Source organism: Streptomyces polygonati (assembly GCF_042650325.1).
GTDB classification, from domain to species: domain Bacteria; phylum Actinomycetota; class Actinomycetes; order Streptomycetales; family Streptomycetaceae; genus Actinacidiphila; species Actinacidiphila polygonati.
Genome location: NZ_JBHSBB010000052.1, coordinates 95,584 through 111,899 on the forward strand (window position 1 = coordinate 95,584; position 16,316 = coordinate 111,899).

At 74.0% G+C, this 16,316-nt stretch carries 13 protein-coding genes; 5 read left to right on the top strand and 8 right to left on the bottom strand.

All coding sequences use genetic code 11. From position 1 onward, the window contains the following. Positions 1-33: 33 nt before the first annotated feature. From ACFO3J_RS35275 to ACFO3J_RS35310, 8 genes are all read right to left on the bottom strand, one after another. A complete protein-coding gene (locus ACFO3J_RS35275) occupies positions 34-1,707 on the bottom strand; it encodes an AMP-binding protein (protein WP_386438747.1) in 1,674 nt (557 codons plus the stop codon). Further along, positions 1,704-2,822 (bottom strand): Glu/Leu/Phe/Val dehydrogenase dimerization domain-containing protein, encoded by a 1,119-nt coding sequence (locus ACFO3J_RS35280; protein WP_386438749.1) that lies wholly within the window; start codon positions 2,820-2,822, stop codon positions 1,704-1,706. The genes ACFO3J_RS35275 and ACFO3J_RS35280 overlap by 4 nt, the downstream gene beginning before the upstream one ends. A 66-nt stretch (positions 2,823-2,888) precedes the next feature. Then, on the bottom strand, positions 2,889-3,452 hold the full coding sequence (locus tag ACFO3J_RS35285) for a type 1 glutamine amidotransferase (RefSeq protein ID WP_386438751.1): 564 nt from the start codon (positions 3,450-3,452) through the stop codon (positions 2,889-2,891). 10 nt (positions 3,453-3,462) lie between these two features. Then, complete coding sequence (locus ACFO3J_RS35290; protein WP_386438753.1) at positions 3,463-4,266, bottom strand: amino acid kinase family protein; 804 nt, start codon at positions 4,264-4,266, stop codon at positions 3,463-3,465. Beyond that, positions 4,263-5,318 (bottom strand): N-acetyl-gamma-glutamyl-phosphate reductase, encoded by a 1,056-nt coding sequence (gene argC / locus ACFO3J_RS35295; RefSeq protein ID WP_386438755.1) that lies wholly within the window; start codon positions 5,316-5,318, stop codon positions 4,263-4,265. Before argC ends, ACFO3J_RS35290 begins: the two co-directional genes overlap by 4 nt. After that, a complete protein-coding gene (locus tag ACFO3J_RS35300) occupies positions 5,315-6,202 on the bottom strand; it encodes an ATP-grasp domain-containing protein (protein ID WP_386438758.1) in 888 nt (295 codons plus the stop codon). The genes argC and ACFO3J_RS35300 overlap by 4 nt, the downstream gene beginning before the upstream one ends. Beyond that, positions 6,186-6,371: a lysine biosynthesis protein LysW gene (locus ACFO3J_RS35305; RefSeq protein WP_386438761.1), complete on the bottom strand. Its 186-nt coding sequence runs from the start codon at positions 6,369-6,371 to the stop codon at positions 6,186-6,188. The genes ACFO3J_RS35300 and ACFO3J_RS35305 overlap by 17 nt, the downstream gene beginning before the upstream one ends. 94 nt (positions 6,372-6,465) lie before the next feature. After that, a complete protein-coding gene (locus ACFO3J_RS35310; protein ID WP_386438764.1) occupies positions 6,466-7,539 on the bottom strand; it encodes an isopropylmalate synthase in 1,074 nt (357 codons plus the stop codon). Here ACFO3J_RS35310 and ACFO3J_RS35315 point away from each other — a divergent pair. The 5 genes from ACFO3J_RS35315 to ACFO3J_RS35335 form a co-directional block, all read left to right on the top strand. Then, positions 7,538-7,732, top strand: a complete 195-nt coding sequence (locus tag ACFO3J_RS35315; RefSeq protein WP_386438765.1) for a hypothetical protein — start codon at positions 7,538-7,540, stop codon at positions 7,730-7,732. The two genes, ACFO3J_RS35310 and ACFO3J_RS35315, sit on opposite strands and share 2 nt — an antisense overlap. Positions 7,733-7,953: 221 nt before the next feature. Then, positions 7,954-9,180 (top strand): acyl-CoA dehydrogenase family protein, encoded by a 1,227-nt coding sequence (locus ACFO3J_RS35320; RefSeq protein ID WP_386438768.1) that lies wholly within the window; start codon positions 7,954-7,956, stop codon positions 9,178-9,180. Positions 9,181-9,200: 20 nt separating this feature from the next. Continuing rightward, the gene (locus ACFO3J_RS35325) at positions 9,201-10,526 is read left to right on the top strand and encodes an acyl-CoA dehydrogenase family protein (RefSeq protein ID WP_386438771.1); all 1,326 of its coding nucleotides are present in this window, start codon (positions 9,201-9,203) and stop codon (positions 10,524-10,526) included. Positions 10,527-10,675: 149 nt separating this feature from the next. Next, positions 10,676-11,656 (top strand): threonine ammonia-lyase, encoded by a 981-nt coding sequence (locus ACFO3J_RS35330; RefSeq protein ID WP_386438774.1) that lies wholly within the window; start codon positions 10,676-10,678, stop codon positions 11,654-11,656. A 1,001-nt stretch (positions 11,657-12,657) separates the two neighbouring features. Then, positions 12,658-16,316, top strand: a 3,659-nt coding sequence (locus tag ACFO3J_RS35335; RefSeq protein ID WP_386438777.1) for a type I polyketide synthase, incomplete at its 3' end; no start/stop codon positions are given.

Here is a 16,316-nt window from a genome sequence, read left to right on the forward strand (position 1 = left end):
GTCCGCGTACAGCGCGGACGGCCGCCCGTGCGGCTAGCCGCGGGCGTAGCGCTCCCGCAGCTCGGCCTTGCGCACCTTGCCGGTCGCGGTCTTCGGCAGGGCGTCGACGACGACGAGCCGTGCGGGCATGAACTCCTCGGCGACGCCCTCCTCGCGCAGGCGTGCGACGACCTCGTGGAGCGCGGCGGACGCGACCCCGGCCTCCGGTACGGCCACCACGCAGATCTCCGCGCCCGCGGCGACGGGCACGGCCACCACGGCGGCCTCGGCTATGCCCGCGCAGTCCGCGGCCAGCGCCTCCAGTTCGGGCACCGGGGCGACCCGGCCGTCGCGGACGATCGCGTCGGAGGCCCGGCCGAGGACGCGGATGCCGCCGCGGCCGTCCTCGCGCGCGAGGTCCCCGGTGTCGAACCAGCCCTCCTCGTCGAACGCCCCGAGGAACCGGTCCTCCGACCGGTGGTAGCCGAGGCACAGCCCGGCTCCCCGCATCCGCAGCCGCCCGACCGGGCCGCCCGCCGCGGCCCCGCCGGGGGCGTCCGCGGCGCCGAGGGGTTCGATACGGACCTCCATCGGCCGCACCGGACGCCCGTTGCTGTGCACGGCCCAGTCCTCGGGGTCCTCCGGCCTGGTCATGGTCACCGGGCCGGATTCCGACATCCCCCACAGCGAGTACGCACGCGCGCCGAGCGCGTCACGGACCTCGTCGGACAGCCGGCGCAGCACCGGCCCGGTGCCGATCACCACCTGCCGCAGCTCGGCGAGGGCCCGCGGCCGGGAGCGCTGCTCGGCGGCCACCGCGGCGAGCACGGGCGGCGGCCCGTACAGCAGCGTGGCCCCGTGGCGTTCGGCCAGGTCGAGCAGCCCCGGCGGGTCCGCGGCGTCCTGGAAGACCACCGTGCCGCCGAGCATCACCCCGGCGAGGATCCCCTGGGCGAAGCCCGAGTAGTGGCACAGCGGGGAGTGCAGCGCCAGCACCACCGAGTCGTCCATCCCGAAGGCGGAGGTGTAGCCGAGCAGCGCCGCGTGCAGGGTGTTCTGGGTGTGCAGCACCGCCTTGGACGGGCCGGTGGTGCCCGAGGTGAAGAGCATGACGTAGGGGTCGTCGGGCCCCAGTGCGCGCTCCTCGCCCGGCGCCCGCGTGTCCTCCTCCCAGGCGGTGGCGACGAAGTGGCCGTGGAAGTCGCGGGCGCCCTCCGGGACGGGCCCGTCGACCGCGAACACCTCGCGCAGCTCCGGCAGTCCGTCCCGCAGGGCCACCACACGCGCCGCGACGGGGACGCCCTGCCACGCCGTCTGCGCGACGACGATCCGGGCCCCGGTGAGCTCCAGGCGGTGCCTTAGCTCCTCCGGGGGGCAGTCCGGTGTGATCGGGCAGATCAGCGCGCCGGCCCGGGCACAGGCGAAGATCAGCGGGACGATCTCCCACCGGCTCGCCACCTGCACGGCCACGACGTCGCCGCGCCGCACGCCCAGGCCGGCCAGCGCCGCGGCGAACCGGTCCGCCAGCCGGTCGAGTTCGCGGTAGCCGAGGGTGTCGGTGCGGTGCTCGCCGACCCGGCGGCCCGCTACCGCGATCCGGTGCGGGCGGTCGGCGGCCTGCCGGCGGAGGTCGTCGCCGAAGGTCGCCCGGCGCCACCACCCCCGGTGCCGGTAGGTGTCGGGATCGTGGCCGGCCCGCGGTGCGCGGGCCGGCGCCTCGGCAGTCATCGCAGCGGGTCCTTGCGGCGGGCGGCCAGCAGCTCGGGCAGGGGGTCGCCGGCGTGGCTGTCGGCGATCTCCAGCAGGGCCGAGGTGTTGCGCCGCACCCGGTCGCCGACCCAGTCGAAGACCCAGGCCTTCCGGGCGTCGGCGGACAGGTCGAAGGGTACGGCCCGGGTGACGGCCAGGGCCGCCGAGGCCGCGCCGCCGATGTTGGCGATCACCCCGGGCACCAGGGTGCCGCCGGCGGCGGCGACCTTCCCCTTGGCCGCGGCATCGGAGGCGAGGTTGGCGCCCTCGACGACCAGGCCGGCCTTCAGCCGGTGGGCGTTCTCCGTGGTCAGCGCGAACTTCTGCGCGGCCAGGATCAGGATGTCGGCGTCGATGTCGAGCCAGGCGCTCGGCTCGCCGGACAGCGTCACACCGGCCGGCAGCCGGGAGCGGTCGATCCTGCCGTACACATCGGTGATCGCGGCCAGGTCGGCGACCGGCAGCCGGTCGGCGCTGATGGTGCCCTCGACGTCGGCGACGGCGACGACGGTGTGCCCGCGCTCTTCCAGGAAGTGCGCCACGGCCCGGCCGACCGCGCCGAAGCCCTGGACGACGACCCGGGCGGCGCTGGTGTGGCCGCGGGCTTCCAGGGCGGTGAGGGCGGCGACGCCGACGCCGTGGCCGGTGCAGTCGATGAGGGGCTCGTAGTAGGTGCGCCAGTCGATGGGCATGTCCGGGGCGCCGAGGCGGAAGCGGGGGTCGTATCCGGCGGCGTCGAAGAAGACGGCGCGGTCGGCGGGGGTGACACCCATGTCGATGCCGAGGTGGATGCCGCCGTGCAGCAGCGGCTTGACGGTGCGGCCGAAGGTGGTGAAGGTCTGCTCGCGGTCGGTGCCGTCGGAGACGATGCCGGCCTTGGCGCCGCCGATGCGCAGCCCGGCCAGGGTGAACTTGTCCGTCATGTCGCGGGCCAGGCCGCGTACCTCCTCCTCGGTGACGCCGGGAGTCATCCGGGTGCCGCCCATCGCCAGGCCGTCGACGAGGGTGTCCACGACCACCCAGCCGTTGACGCTGCCTCCACTGCCGTTCAGGTGGACGACGAACGCCGGCTGCTGGCTCTGTTGGGATGTCATGCCAATGTCCTTCCGGTGCGTGTGGCGGTTGTTGGCGGAAACGACGACCGTGCGGGGCACGGGCGCTCAGGAGTAGAGCTGGGCGAAGCCCCGCAGGATCTCCCGGCCGTCGGACCGGAACTCCAGGTGGGCCTGCGAGCCGAGGACGCGGCCGTCGTCCGAGCGCAGGAACTCCACGGGCGCGTGCGACGACCACCCGATGGCGCGGAAGCCGGGCGGGGCCTGGCGCAGGTAGAGGGTGTGGCGGTGGAAGACCGTCACGGTGGGCTTGACGAAGGTGAACAGCGGCTCCTCCTTGTCCACCTGGACCTCGTAGCCGCCGACCCGCTGCGGGCCCTCGGCCAGGTGGCCGCCGGCCGAGGCGGCGATGATCTGGAGGCCGCCGCAGATGCCCAGCACCGGCACGTCGGTGCTGTTGACCAGCTCGATGAGGGGCCGGTAGTGGTCCTGGTCGTAGGCCCGCACCTTGGTGCCGCTGAGTACGATGGCCTGGTAGCGGCCGTCGAGGCGGTCGGGCACCGAGGCCACGGGAACGGCGTCGGTGAGCGAGCCCACCTCCTCCAGCCTGCTGCGCAGCTGCCGCAGCGACAGCGTTCCGTTGTTCACGACGAGCACGCGCGGTCGCGTCACTTCCGGCTCCTCACGATCGTGTGATGACAGTGCCCGTACGGCCGTTCAGCAGATCGGTGACGGGCGCGCTGCCGATGACCACCCGCCGTACGTCCTGCTCCAGGGCCTCGCAGGCGGCCCGCAGCTTCTTGCGCATGCCGCCGGTCGCCCCCCGGTCGCGGAACGCGGCGGCGTCCGCGGCGCTGATCCGGCGTACCGGCTCGCCGTCGATCAGCAGGTGCTCGACATCGGTGACCAGCACCAGGTCGGCGGCGCCGGTCGCCCCCGCCAGGGCGGCGGCGGCGCGGTCGGCGTCGGCATTGACCTCCCGCCCTTCGGCGTCGCGCGCCAGCGGGGTGACCAGGCGGGCCCGGCCGGGGGTCATCTCCCCCAGCTTCGCCGGGTCCACGCCGGTCACCGGTCCGACCAGGTTCTCCAGCTCGACCAGTTGGCGGTCGCGCCACCACCACCGCTCGGCCTGGCCGGCCGCTAGGATGCCGTCGCTGCCGAGCAGCCGCCCGACGTCGATCCCGCGGCCGGCCAGCCGGTCGAGCACTTGCGCGCCGAGCCGTTCGCTGACCGTCTTGATGTCCGCGATCACCTCGGGCGTGGTCCAGCGGCTCTGGTTGCCGTAGCGGTCGCGCAGCACCGCGGACGGGTCGGAATAGCGCGGGCTGAGCCGCTTCAGCGGCTTGGACCAGCCGTGCACCAGCACCAGCGGGTGCCGGCGGCCGACGTCGGCGAGGTCCTCCCACCAGGCGCCGTCCAGGTCGTCCAGGCAGCTTCCGCCCAGTTTGACCACGACCGGCACGGTGGCGCCGGCGGTCACGGTCATGCCGGCACCACGGGCTGCATGCCCAGCCCCGTGTCCTCGGCCAGGCCGAACCGGAGGTTGGCGGCCTGCACGGCCTGTCCGGCCGCGCCCTTGACGAGGTTGTCGAGTGCCGCCAGCACCACGATGCGGCCGCCCTCGGCATCCGGCAGCGCCATCACGTCGCAGTAGTTGGACCCGAGGACCACCTGCGGGTCGGGCACCGGGATCACCGTCTCGGTGTGCCGCCGCACCCGGACGAAGGGGCTGGCCTTGTAGAAGCGCAGATACGCCCGCCGCAGCTCGCCGGGGTCCATCGGCTCGTCGGTGAGGACGTACGCGCTGACCATCAGCCCGCGCACGTGGGAGACCCCGTAGGCGGACATGCTCAGTGAGCCGATGGAGCCCGGCTTGCCGCGCTCCATGAAGTCCCGTACCTCCGCGGCGTGGCGGTGCCCGGTCGGCGCGTACGGGGCGATCGCGCCGGACCGGAACGGGTGCAGGTCCGCGGTGCGCAGTTGGAGGCCGCCGCCGCTGGAGCCGCTCTTGCCGTCCACCACCACGGTGGGCAGGTCCATTCCAAGGCCGAGGGTCAGCGGCGCCAGGCCCAGGGTGAGGGCGGTGGCGTAGCAGCCGGGCAGCGAGATCAGCGGGGCATCCCGCAGCTGCTCGCCGACCAGTTCGGGGACCCCGTAGACGAAGCGGTCCGCCAGTTCGGTGCTCCGGGCCACCTTGGGGTACCAGCGGGCGTGCAGCTCGGGGGTGCGGATGCGGAAGGCGCCGCTGAGGTCGATGATCGACGGCAGCTTGTCGGCGAGCTGTCCGGCGAGCGCGGCGGAGACGGCCGGCGGTGTGGCCAGGAACAGCACGTCGAGGCCGTCGGTGGTCTCGGGGCTCACCTCCCGCACGGTCAGCTGGGGGTAGAGCCGCAGACCCGGGTGGAGTTCGGCCGGGCGGCGCCCGAGGGAGGAGGAACCGCCGAGGAAGGACAGCTCCAGTTCGGGGTGCTGGCTGATCAGCCTGATGAGTTCGCCGCCGGCCAGGCCGGAGGCGCCCACGATGCCCGCGCGGATCATCCCTGCCTCCCGTGCAGCAACGCGAGGAGGTGCCGGCAGACGGCGGCCGGCACGTCCGCGCCGGTCGCGGAGGCCACGCCCCGGAAGCCGGGCGCGTGGTTGACCTCGTTGACGAGATAGCCGGCCGGGCTGGTGAACAGGTCCACCCCGTAGATGCCCTCGCCCAGGACGTCGATCACCGCCTGGACGGTCTTCTGCACACCGGGGTCGTCGTGCACGGGCCGGCTGGAGTTGCCCAGCGCGGCGTTGTTGCGCCAGTCGGTGCCACCGCTGGCGAACTGCGCGGCACCGACGAGTTCACGGCCCACGACCATGCAGCGCACGGACGTCCCGCCGAGGTACGGCTCGATCAGGCAGGCCTGTTCGAAGGCGTGGCCGAGGTCCTCGACGTAGTCGTAGACCGAGGCGGCCGTGTCCGCGTCACGCAGCAGGGTGACGCGCTTGCCCATACCGCCGAAGACCGGCTTGAGCACCGCGGGCGTCCCCAGATCGGCGAGCGCCCGGTCGAAGTCCTTGCGGGACAGGGCAAGGCGGAAATCCGGTACGGGCACGCCGGCCGAGCGCAGCAGGCCGCGCAGCGCGGCTTTGTTCTCGCAGGCGTGGATGGCCTGGGCGCTGTTCACCGTGAGCCGGCCGGCCGCCTCGGAGAGGCCGGCCACCAGTCCGCCGCGGGTGTAGCTGCGGCTGCGCACCAGGATCGCCTGGTAGCCGTCGAGAGACGCCGGTTCCGGGTCGCCGAGCGTCAAGGACTCGTCGTTGACCCATTCCATCGTCAGTCCGTGCTCGGGGGCGGCCTGGATCAGCAGGCGCTCCTCCCAGCTGATCCGGTCCGCGACGATGGCGACCTTCGCGGGGGTCCCGGCCATCTCACTGGCCCCAGTCACGGAGCTGGACCTCGACCATCTGGAGCGTCAGACGGCTGTTCTCGATGGCCTCGACGCGCAGGGTCAGCATGCACTCCGGGCAGGTCAGGGTCTCTCCCTCGATGAGCGGGGGCAGGGTCAGGTCGGTCTCGCACTCCGGGCAGACGCCGGTGACAGCGGCGGTGGACATGGGGACTCCGTTCCGGGTATGTGGTGGGGCGACGGGAATACGGCGGGAGGGGCGGTCTCGCCGGGCGGCGCCGCGTCGCGAACGCGGCGGCCGGTCAGGCGCTCTGGAAGTCCACGGCGGCCTTGCGCACCGCGTCCCGGTCGAGCAGCGGCGCGCCGTTCTTCTCCTGGCGGTCCGTCAGCCACGCGGTGAACGCGGCGACGTCGAGCTCGATGCCGGAGTCGGCCAGCGCCCAGCCGACGAGCGCGGTGGTGAGCCGGGTGCGGACGCGCAGTTCCCGGCGGTTGCCGACGAGTTCGGCGGGCAGGGTCTCGTAGGCCTCGGGGTGCTCGAGTTGTCCGGCCAGCTCGTAGGCGAAGGAGTGCGCGGTGGTGGGGCCGGACTGGAAGGCCTCGCCGAGGCCGGAGCCGCGCAGGGCCCGGTCGGACAGCTCGGTCAGGTGGCGCAGGTCGAAGCGGGTGTCGCCGTGGATGACCCGCAGGGAGGTCAGGAGTTCGGCGAGGGGGGCGTTGCCGCCGCGTTCGCCGATGCCGCCGACGGTCGCGGAGATCCACTGCGCGCCGGCGCGCACGGCGGCGAGGGAGTTGGCGACGGCCATGCCGAGCATGTTGTGCGAGTGGATCTCGATCTCGGCGCCGTCGATGGCGGTGAGCGGGGCGATGGTGTCGTACATCTGCCAGGGGGAGAGGGTCGCGACGGTCTCGGCCAGGCGGAACCGGTCGGCGCCGGCCTCGAAGCCGGCCGCCACATAGGGTTCGAGGCGCTCGCGGGGGGTGCGCGCGCCGTCCTCGCCGCTGAACGTGACGTGGAAACCGCGCTCCTTGGCCTGGGCGATGGCCGAACGGGCCACCGTGTGCAGCAGTTTGGCGCTGGGCGAGCCGAGTTTGAGGGCGGCGTGCTGTTCCGAGGTGGGGATGGAGTACATGACGTGGCGTATGCCGAGGCGTTCGGCCGCGTCGAGTGCGCCGGCCACCTGCTGGCGGTCGCGGACGATCAGCAGTGTCATGCTCCGCTCCGGGCCGACCTGCTCGTGCACGGCCTCGATCAGCGGGGCGTCCTTCGTCGCCGGACCGGAGATCATTCCGACCTCGACCAGCTCGATACCGGTCCGCACCAGCAGATCCGCGATGTGTCGCGCGTCCGCCGGACCGAATTCGACACCGGCCATGTGCGCCGAATCCCGCAACGTGGCATCGGACAGCCTCGGCGGATTGATGGCAAGGTCACTTGCGCGCTTTTCCTGCACCATCGCTTTCCTTTCCCTGGCGTTCGTCGGGTGTTTTCCCGGGCTCTTCGGGTGTGCCGCAGTGGATTCGATCGCGGCCCGAGCGCCGCAGACGATCCTGCTCGACCGCGTGTGAAGAGACAACGAAGTTCACGTCAGAGGAATGTCAACGATTTTCGGGGGAGGTGAGACGAAGACAGTTTCGACAAATCCTTGTGCCCATGTGAAAATTTTATCGACCGCCTGTCGACAGCACATAAGCGCGCTCTCTAACCTGTCCGTGTGCGAACTCCAGAACACCGTTTCGGGACCTGCCGGACCCGTTGCACCAATGGACAGAGAGGCGTCTGATCCCTGATGTCGCACGCCCTTTCCGCAATCGTTCACGACCCCGTTCATCACTCCGTCGACGACTCCCTTCATGACGCACCAGCGGCCTGGGGCCGCCGGATCGGCAGCACGCTGGTGCGGCCGACCGCGGCCGACCGCGACCGCGAACGGCGCTGGGACCCCGCCCTGTTGGCCGCGCTGGCCGGCGCGGGCGGCGAGGGCCGGCCCGGCGCCGGCCTGGCCGGGCTGCTGGTGCCGCGCACCTTGGGCGGCGGCGGTCTGACCTCCGCCCAGACCGCCGCCGTGCTGGAGGGCCTCGGCGAGGGGGCCCGCGATCCGGGCCTCGCCTTGGCCGTCGCCGTCCACGCGGTGCTCGCGACCGTCCCCCTGCGCGCTTTCGGCACCCCGTGGCAGCGCGAGCGCTACCTTCCGAACACCGCCAGCGGGTCCTGGCTCGGCGCGGTCTCGCTGCGGCAGCTGCACGGCGGTGCCCGGCCCCGCACCGTCACCGCCGTGCCCGCGCCGGAGGGCGGCTGGACCCTGCGCGGCACCCTGGACCTGGTCGCCGGCGCGCCCGCCGCCCACCATCTGCTGGTCGTCGCCGCACACGAACCGGGCGCCGACGGCGGGGAAGGCGGCGGCGCGACCGCCTTCGTGGTGGACATGGACACCCCCGGCCTGCGGGTCGACCCCGGGGGACCCGCCGCGATGCCCACCTGCCCCTGGGGAACGGTGGTCCTGGACTCCTGCCGCGTTTCCGACCAGGCGGTGCTCGGCACCCCGGGCGCCGCCGGTTCGGAGACCGAGCCGCTGCTGGCGGCCCTCGACTGGGTGTTCACCAGCGCCGCGTGGGTGGGAATCATGCGCGCGCTGACCCGGGACTGCGCCGGGCATGTCCGGCGCGCCGAACTGTTCGGCCGGCCGCTCGCGAGCTCCCAGTCGGTACGGCAGACCCTCGCCGACCTGGGGACCCGCTGCGAACTCGCCTCGGGGCTGCTCCAACGCGCCGCCCGGCAGTTCGATTTCGGCGGGCGGCCCACGCTCGCCGACGCCGCTGGGGTCCGGCTGTTCGCCGCGCAGGCGCTGCGGACGGTCATCGGCGGCGCCTCCCAACTGGCCGGCCCGGACGACCCCGGGGGCGACCGCCTCCTCGAACGCGCGCACCGCGACGCGCTGTTCTTCGCGGCGGCCGGCGGCGGCGGTGCGGAAGTGCTCCGCCCGGTCATCGCGGCGTCGTTGCTCGAACTCGGCTGAAGGAAGGGACACCGACCGGCATGGACGGCATGGAAGGTACGGACGGCACAGACGGTACGGACGGCACGGATCAGCTGAACAGGACCGATGGGGGCGACCGTACGAGCGGCGAAGCCGGCGACGCGGACTTGAGCGGCGGTGACACCCCCTACTCCTTCCCCGGTGTGGCGTCCCGCGCCGCGGAGGCCGACAGCATCGGCCGCGTCCCGGCCGAGAGCTGGAAGGAGGTGGCCGCCAGCGGATACCTGCGGCTGTTCCACCCGCCCGAGTCGGGCGGCACGGGCGCCGACGCGCTCACCCAGGCCGCGGCCATGGAAGGGCTGGCCCGGGCCTGCCCCAGCACGTACTGGTCCATGAGCGTGTCCGGGCTGCTGTGCGGAAAGGTCGTCGCGATGTACGGCGACCCGGTCGAGCACCGGCGGCTGCTGGACCCGCTGCTGTCCGGCGACATCTCGGCGGCCTTCGCCATCGTCGAGCGATCGGCCGGCAGCGACGCGAGCACCTACCGCACCAGCGTGCGCCGCGCCCCGGACGGCGGCTTCCTCATCCGCGGCGAGAAGGCGCGGGTCACCAACGCCCCGACCGCCGACGTCGCCATCGTGCTCGCGCGGCGCGAGAAGGAGCACGACGGCGACGACGGCCCGGAGTGGTGCCTGGCCTTCGTGGACCTGAGCCAGCCGCGGGTCAGCCGCTACGACATCCCGCACATGGGGCTGCGCGGCATGCCCTGGGGCGGCATGGTCTTCGACGACGCGTACGTCGCCGAGGCCGACGTCGTACCGGTGCCGTTCGACGCGCTCGCCGAGGGTATGTCCTGGGGCTGGCTGAAGACCTCCTTCGCCGCCGTCGGCGTCGCCGGGGCCGCCCTCGACGCGTCCGTGCGGCACGCCAGGGAGCGGGTGTCGTTCGGCCGGCCGCTGGCGCACATGGAAGGAGTACAGGCCCAGCTCGCCGACTCCCGGGTCCAGATCGACGCGGCGCGGACACTCGCCCGGCGCGCCCTCGTCGAGCGGGTGGCGGGCCGTCCGGCGCGCGAGCTGATCGCGATGCTGAAGGTCTACGCGACGGAGATGGCCGTCGAGGTCGTCGCGCGGGCGGTGCAGATCCACGGAGCGTTCGGCGTCACCTCCGGGCACGAGGTGGAACGCCTCTACCGGGACGCCCAGATGAACGTGATCGGCAGCTTCACCACCAACCGGCTGCGTGAGCAGGTCGCGGAGAACCTCGGGGCCGGCGCCCCGGTGTACGCGCCCTTCGACTGGCTGTCCCCGGCCGGCCTGACCGCGGCCCCGGCCGGCCTCGACGGCTTCCCCCGCCCCGCTGCGGCCGGCACCGCGCGCGGCTGAGAAAGTCGGTACCGCGGCGCCGGGAACTCGGTGGCGCGGGCGAGGTGCGGCGGTCACGACCGTGAGCCGGGGCGGCTGGCCGGTCGGCGCCCGCGGTGCCGACCGACCACCCGCCCCGGCGTTCCTCGCCTGCACTACGCTGCCGTGTCGTGCAGCAGACGCGCCTCGACACCGCCCGGATCCGGGCGGCCCGCCAGGTGATCGACCCGATCTTCCTCGACACTCCGCTGTATCGCTGCGAGGCGCTGGAGCCCGGCCTCGGGTGCGCGGTGAGCGTCAAGCTCGAAACGGCGAACCCAGTCCGCAGCTTCAAGGCCCGCGGCACCGAGCTGGTCGCGAGCCAGCTGGCCGGCCATGGCCCGGCGGCCGTGGTGTGCGCGAGCGCGGGCAACCTCGGCCAGGCCCTCGCCTGGTCCGGCCGGGGCCGCGGGCTCGACGTCACCGTGGTGGCGTCCCGCTTCGCGACGGTGGCCAAGCTCGACCGCATCCGCGCACTGGGCGCCAGGCTGGAGCTGGTGGACGGCGACCACGAGCTGGCTCGCGAGCGGGCGGCGGCCATCGCGCGCCACGACGGCATCCGGCTGGTGGAGGACAGCCTGGACATCGAGACCTGCGAGGGCGCGGCGACCATCGGCCTGGAACTCGCGGACGCGGCACCGGCGTTCGACGCCGTCCTGATCGCTCTCGGCGGCGGCGCGCTGGCCACCGGTGTGGGGCATGTGATGAAGGCACTGGCGCCCGCGGTCGAGGTGATCTGCGTCCAGCCGCTGGGCGCACCGGCGATGACGCACTCGTGGCGCCAACGGCGCGTCGTCACCACCGACTCGACCGACACCATCGCCGACGGCGTGGCCGGCCGGCGTCCCGTCCCGGCCGTCCTGGACGACCTCCTCCTGGTCGCCGACGACGCCGTCCTGGTCCAGGAGGCGTCGATCACCGCCGCTATGCGGATGCTCCTGCACCACGCCGGCCTCGTCGTGGAACCCTCGGCCGCGCTCGGCATCGCGGCGGTCCTCGAAGACCGCGACCGCTTCGCCGGCCGGCATGTCGTCACCATCGTGTGCGGCAGCAACGTCGACGTGGACGCCTACCACCGCTGGGTCGGCGCGGCTCCCGTCCACCGGCCCTGACAGCCGCTCCCACCGCGACCGGTGCCGGTGCGGTGCCGGTGCCGGCCGCGGCCCGGACGCCTGCCCGCCGTGCCGTCCCGAAGTCCCGCCGTCCCGAAGTCCCGCGGTCCCGGCGTCGCGCCGTCCCGAAGTCACGCCGCCTTCCGGTCAACGCGTCCGCGCGGACGCGGTCAGCACCTCCGCCGCTCGCCCGGCGAGGGACGGATCCGCCCGCACGCAGGCGCTCAGCGCTGCCTCGGCCTGCTCCGGGCGGCCCAACTCCCTGAGGCAGACGGCCATCTGGAGCTGTGTTTCCGGGTCTCGGGTGGCCTCGAAGCAGGGCCACAGGTCGGCGTACGCCGCTTCCGCGCGGCCCGGGGCACGGCGAGCAGTGGGGTGTTCTGCGGCCGGGGCAGCGCCGGGCGTCCGTGCCGCCGAGCGGTCCCTCCGTGTCGCGGCCCGGTGGCCGAGATCCGTCGCAGGATCCGGTTGTATCCCGCCAACATCGGCGACCGGTCGGCATTCCGGATCTCGTCCCCGCGGGCCCCGGGCAGCCGACAGCGGGAGCGCTGCCGGCCGACGGCCTCCGCCGGGGCGTCCGGGACGCCGGCGGCGGCACCGGCGCCGGCGAAGGCCGTCCGAACAGGGAGATCTTCGTCGAGGAGGCGGAGCCGGGCCGACGGGAGATCGAACGGCCGGCGGTGCGCGCGGCGTTCACCGCACCCCGCGGCGCGGCGGTGCGTGGCGCTGACGCGGTCCTCCACGTCGCGATCCGCACTCTGATGATCCGGCAGCCCGTCGTCTACCTTGCCTTCATGAGCGGCAGGCCGCGCAGCGCGGCGCACCGGGCCTGCCGCCGCTGACCGGTTGCCTCCGGTCGGTCCGCGCCGGACGCGGCGCGCGCCGACGGCGGCCCGTCGAAATCCCCGCACCGAAACCGCCTCTGCTGTCGCGGCCACCGACGGCCGCAGCCCCGAAGTGGTCGCCCACGTGACCCTCGACGCATCGGAGTTGACGGAAGCATGACGGATCAGGCAGCGACGCGCCCGCGGCACGACGGCCCGGCGGACGCCGGGGCGACCGTGCCCGGGGACTTTCCCATCGCGATCATCGGCATGTCCTGCCGGCTGCCCGGCGCGGCTTCCCCCGAGGACTACTGGCGGCTGCTCAGCGACGGGACCAGCGCGATCTCCACCACGCCCCCCGAGCGCTGGGAAGCCGACGCGCTGCCGGAGGCGGCCGGCCCGCGCCGCGCCGACACCCGGTACGGCGGATTCCTCGACTGGTCCTCGGTGACCGGATTCGACCCGGCGTTCTTCGGCATTGGCCCGCGCGAGGCGCTGGCCATGGACCCCCAGCAGCGGCTGATGCTCGAACTGAGCTGGGAAGCGCTGCAGGACGCGAGGATCCTCCCCGAACAGCTCGCGGGCAGCCGGACCGGGGTGTTCGTCGGGGCCATCGGGGACGACTACGCCACCCTGCTGCGCCGTGGCGGGGCCGGCCCGGTCACCCGGCACTGGCCGACCGGTCTGCAGCGCGGCATCATCGCCAACCGCGTCTCGTACGCCCTCCGGCTGGGCGGACCCAGCCTCGCCGTCGACTCCGCGCAGTCCTCGTCCCTGGTGGCCGTCCACCTGGCGTGCGAGAGCCTGCGCCGCGGCGAGAGCACCCTCGCCCTGGCCGGCGGGGTGAACCTGGCGCTGGCGATGGAGAACGCCGTCACCGCCGCCGCGCTGGGCGGCCTGTCACCCGACGGCCGCTGCTACACCTTCGACGCCCGCGCCAACGGCTACGTACGGGGCGAGGGCGGCGGGCTGGTGGTCCTCAAGCCGCTCGCGCGGGCCCTGGCCGACGGCGACCCGGTCCACTGCGTGATTCGCGGCGGCGCGGTGAACAACGACGCCGGCGGCCCCGGCCTGACCGCCCCCAGCCCGCAGGCACAGCAGGAGGTGATCCGGCAGGCCTGCGCGCGGGCCGGCACCGACCCCGCCGAAGTCCAGTACGTGGAGCTGCACGGCACCGGAACGAAGGTCGGCGACCCGGTGGAGGCAGCCGCGCTGGGAGCCGCGCTCGGGAACTCCCGGGCAGCGGGCGCGCCGCCCCTGCACGTCGGATCGGCCAAGACCAACATCGGCCACCTGGAGGGGGCCGCCGGGATCGCCGGACTGGTCAAGGCCGCGCTGAGCATCCGGCACCGGCAGCTGCCGCCGAGCCTGAACTACGCCACGCCGAACCCGGAGATCCCGCTGGACCGGCTCAACCTGCTGGTGCACACCGAGCTGAGCCCCTGGCCCGACCCGCGACGGCCGCTGGTCGCCGGGGTCAGCTCCTTCGGCATGGGCGGGACCAACTGCCATCTGGTGCTCGCCGAGGCGCCCCGGGACACCGAAGCGGAGGCGGCGCGCGCCACCCGACCGGCGCCCGGGTCCGACGCGCCCGGGTCCGACGCCGGGGTCCCGGTGCCGTGGGTGCTGTCGGCCCGCAGCGCCGAGGGACTGCGGGCCCAGGCCGCCCGGTTGAGCGCGTTCGTGGCCGACCGGGAGGATCTGCGCCCGCCGGACGTCGGCTTCGCGCTGGCCACCACCCGGTCGGTGTTCGAGCACCGCGCGGTGGTGGTGGGTGCCGGACGGGCGGAGCTGCTGTCGGGGCTGGCCGCCGTGGCCCAGGGGCGGTCGGCCCGGAACGCCGTCGTCGGCGAGGCGTCCGGCGCCGGCGCCGGCGCCCGTACGGTCCTGGTCTTCCCCGGACAGGGCTCGCAATGGGCGGGCATGGGCAGGGAGTTACTGCGGCACAGCCCGGTCTTCGCCGCCCGGGTGGCGGACTGCGAGGAGGCGCTGGCCGAGTTCACGGACTGGTCGCTGACCGAGGTGTTGCGCGGGGACACTGGAGCGCCGCCGCTGGAGCGGGTCGACGTGGTGCAGCCGGCGCTGTGGGCGGTCATGGTCTCCCTGGCGGAGGTCTGGAAGGCCCACGGTGTGGTGCCCGACGCGGTCGTCGGGCACTCACAGGGCGAGATCGCCGCCGCGCAGGTGGCCGGAGTCCTGACCCTGCGGGACGCGGCGAAGATCGTGGCACTGCGCTCCCGCGCCCTGGCCCGGCTGGCCGGGGCGGGAGGCATGGCCTCCGTCCCGCTGCCCGTCGCCGACGTCGCTGAGCGCGTCGCCCCCTGGAACGGCCGGATCGCCGTCGCCGCGGTCAACGGCCCGGCCTCGACCGTACTGGCCGGCGAGTCCGCGCTACTGGCCGCGGTCGTCGCCGCCTACCAGGAGGAAGGGGTACGGGCGAAGACGATCGAGGTGGACTACGCCTCGCACTCCCCGGACGTCGAAGCCGTCAGGGACGAACTGCTCGCCGCCCTGGCGGACATCTCCCCGCGGCAGGCCGCCGGCACCGCCTTCTGGTCGACGGTGACCGGCACCCGGGTGGCGGACACGACCGGCCTGGACGCCGACTACTGGTACCGCAACCTCCGCCGGACCGTACTGTTCGAGGAGACCGTTCGCGCCCTGCTGGCGGACGGCCACCGGCTGTTCGTCGAGTCCAGCCCGCACCCCGTCCTCGCCGTCGGGATCCAGGAGACCATCGACCTGTGCACCACTCCCGAGGACCCGGCCGCGGTGGTGGGCACCCTCCGGCGGGACAAGGGTGACCGGGCCAGGCTGCTGACTTCGCTGGCACAGTCGTACGTGGCCGGCGCCGCCGTCGACTGGACCCCGGCCCTTTCCGGCGGGCACGCCGTCGACCTGCCGTTCTACGCCTTCCAGCGGCAGCACTACTGGCTGCCCGGCAGCGCCGCCCCGCCCGGGGACGGACCGGCGGACACGGCGGCGACCCGGCACCCGGCCGCGACGTCCGCCCCGGCCCCGGACGACGCGGACCGGACGCTGGCCCAACGGCTGGCCGCCGCCACGGAACCCGCGCAGGACGCACTCCTGCTGGACCTGGTACGGACCGAGGCGGCCGCGGTGCTCGACCACGGCTCGTCCGAGAACGTCGTCGTCCACCGGGCCTTCAAGGAACTCGGCTTCGACTCCGTCAGCTCGGTGGAACTCCGCAACCGCCTCAACACCGCCACCGGACTGTGGCTCCCCAGCACGGCGGTCTTCGCCCACCCCACCCCGCACGCCCTGGCCGCACACCTCCGCGCCGAACTGCTCGGCGCCGGAGCCGGCACCGCAGCTGGTACCGCCCCCGGACACCCGGAGCCGGCCCCGCTGACCGCCGCGGACGACGAGCCGGTGGCGATCGTCGGGATGGCCTGCCGCTTTCCGGGCGGTGTGAGCAGCCCGGACGACCTGTGGCGGCTGGTGTCCGAGGGCCGGGACGCCGTCTCCGGATTCCCGGACAACCGGGGCTGGGACCTGGACGCCCTCTACGACCCGGACCCCGAGCACACCGGCACGACCTATACCCGCAGTGGTGGCTTCCTCTATGACGCCGACAAGTTCGACGCGGAGTTCTTCGGGATCTCGCCGCGGGAGGCGCTGGCGATGGATCCGCAGCAGCGGTTGCTGCTGGAGACGTCGTGGGAGGCGCTGGAGCGGGCCGGCGTCGATCCGTCGACCCTGCGCGGCAGCCGGACCGGGGTGTTCGCCGGCCTGATGGCCCCTGACTACGGTCCGCGTTTGGTGGAGGCGGGGGGTGGGTCGGAGGGGTATGTGCTGACGGGGAGTGCGGGGAG